The sequence below is a fragment of the uncultured Rothia sp. genome (assembly GCF_937976295.1).
Classification (GTDB): Bacteria; Actinomycetota; Actinomycetes; order Actinomycetales; family Micrococcaceae; genus Rothia.
Genome location: NZ_CALJRY010000144.1, coordinates 1 through 2,345 on the forward strand (window position 1 = coordinate 1; position 2,345 = coordinate 2,345).

2 protein-coding genes are annotated in these 2,345 nt (G+C 52.5%); both read right to left on the minus strand.

Going from position 1 to position 2,345, the window contains the following annotated elements:
* Nucleotides 1–388: 388 nt before the first annotated feature.
* Nucleotides 389–1,180, minus strand: coding sequence for a hypothetical protein (locus Q0216_RS03795; protein WP_298593052.1), 792 nt, complete (start codon nt 1,178–1,180; stop codon nt 389–391).
* 425 nt (nt 1,181–1,605) lie between these two features.
* On the minus strand, nt 1,606–2,316 hold the full coding sequence (locus Q0216_RS03800) for a DUF6318 family protein (protein WP_298593054.1): 711 nt from the start codon (nt 2,314–2,316) through the stop codon (nt 1,606–1,608).
* Between the last annotated feature and the right edge of the window lie 29 nt (nt 2,317–2,345).

Consider the following 2,345-nt stretch of genomic DNA (forward strand, 5'->3'; position numbering starts at 1 on the left):
GGTTAAAGACCCACGGCGAAGACACTAACCTATCGAAAACCTCGGTCTAAAAAGCAGGCAGCCCCGGATGCGCCAGATTGATGGGCGGGAGCCGGTTATGGTTTAGCTTTTTCGGTAATGGGTTAGTGACTTCAGGCTGGGGTTTTACCCATTACCAAAGACGCTAAGTCATGACCGAAATCGCTAAGTCATGACCGAATTTTCACCTGTGTGGAGGCGCCGCGTATGCAGAATTTGTGCCATGGTTTAGTGTCTTCTGCCATGGTTTTTAACTACGACCAAAGACACTAACCTATCGAAAACCTCGGCCTAAAAAGCAGGCGGCCCTGAACGTTCAAACATTCGAGGCCGCCTGCTGTGGTTATCTATATATTGGGTTGGATCTGGTTTACATATCAGGCCAGTCGCGGTGCAACGAATACTCTGTATCCCCGTCACCATTGTCGTTCAGGTGCCAGCGCTGGCCGGTGCGGATGTCGGCCTTGCGCAGGCGCGGGTTCGGATTATCCTTCTTACCCATAGTGGGATCGTTCTTGCAGCCCCAACGAGTGTCGTCGTAGCTGCAGTCACCTGCTACGCGGCCCACATCAACCCACCACACACGCACCAGTAGCGGGTCACTGGTCGCCTGCGGGGTCACCATCATCATCTGCCACGGGCCGCCGTCCACACGGAAACGAGCCGTGTAATGCACGGTCGCGTACGCGTGGAAGTTACCAGAACGCTGGTAGGCGTAGCTGGTATCCGTTTGACGCGGACGCTCACGAGGGTAGGTGGTCACGGGCCGACCAGCCGTGTAGTTGGTTGCCTGGTCACCGTTGCCGTACTCGATGACATAGGAGGAGGGCATGAGCTCAATTTCGACGTGTCCGGCGAGCATGTCTGCTTCGAGGCGGTAGGGGCCTCCGTCGTCGACGTAGAAGTTGATCTGGTCGCCCTTGTAGACGTTGGGGTCGCCTTCTGCCCTACCAGTGCCTGCGGGGTTGTTATAGGACTGGTGGAGGGTTGGCTTGCCTGGCTCTAGCGACTGGGCGGCCTCAATGATTTGCGCCATCATTTGCTCCCAGGTGGGGCCGTCGTTTGCCTTGGATTTAGTGTCCTGAACAGCTTTGATGTCTGAGGGGATGCAGCTGGCGCTACTGGGGCTGTTCAGTCCCATTGCTGGGCGACCGCGGTCCATGAATCCTGCATCAGTTTCCGGGCTGAGATTGGTGTGTTTATAGATACCAACCTTTCCTCCCGGGGTTACGCAGTAAAGGACACCGGGGGTATTTTTAGAAGAGTAGACGTCAAAACCATTGGGGTTGTGGCTCTTTTCCCATTCGTGGACTTTTACTTTTGCTTCCTCTACAGGAGCCGCGTCCTTTGAAGCTCGTACACTGCTTCCACCAGAAGAATTCTCACCATTTCCGTGTGTTGATGTTTTTGATGAAGAGTTAGAATCTGAATTTATAAAAATTTTCTCACAGACTTGTACTGAATTTGGGTTATTGGCTTTGCACTCAGAATATGATGCAAATTCTCCTTCAACACTGAACGCATAAGTAGAATTGGTAAGCGTTGCAAGTATAGCTAACGAGATAATTTTATTAACGGGTCTCATATTTACTCTTCCACCAAAGTAGTCGATTCGATTAGCCATGCTTTTCCGTTGTGGCGCAATTTAATATCCCACATATTATTTGCGCCCTTTTTATTATCAAAGCTTTCCCAACTACCATCAGGCTGGACGTACATAACCCGAGCCCATTCCCTATACGCGCGCCAAATGTAGGTCTCGCCATCCTCAGACCACGGCGCACCATTGGCAACAAAATTATGAACACCGTCAATAACCCAGCCGCCCTTTTCGTACAAAGAAGTCATTCGGTCTGCGAACTCAAGTTCTTCCTTGAAAGAAGGGCTAATAAACGTATTAGTGACGGAATAATCGCCCGTCTGGATTGAGTAGTTTCCATGAAGAACCCAAGCTCGAATGGTCTTTTCCAAACCAGAAATCGACTTCTCGCGGTAACCCTCTTCGGGCGCAGGAGGTTTGGGTACGTTCTGTGCAGGTCCCTGCCAATCAGCCTTACGGTACTCGCCGTCGGGGGCCTTAGATCCACCCGAGTAGCCTCGGACAGTAGACGGAGTAGCACTTGCCGAGGGAGATTCAGAAGCTACCGCAGAAGCCGAAGCGGTCTCGCTTGGTGCTGCAGATGCAGTAGCTGCCGCCTCGTTATTTGCCTGCTGGCCGCACGCTGCAAGCAGGGCGCCAAGGCCCACAAGTGCGCCGCTACCCAGCAGGGTACGGCGATTGAAAATGGTCGAATCCATAGAGAATACGCTCCTATCGTCGGTGATGG

Excerpts from the sequence above, each read along its gene's own strand:
- Q0216_RS03795 (WP_298593052.1), bottom strand. The coding sequence starts at position 1,180 with ATGGACCGCGGTCGCCCAGCAATGGGACTGAACAGCCCCAGTAGCGCC.
- Q0216_RS03800 (WP_298593054.1), bottom strand. The coding sequence starts at position 2,316 with ATGGATTCGACCATTTTCAATCGCCGTACCCTGCTGGGTAGCGGCGCA.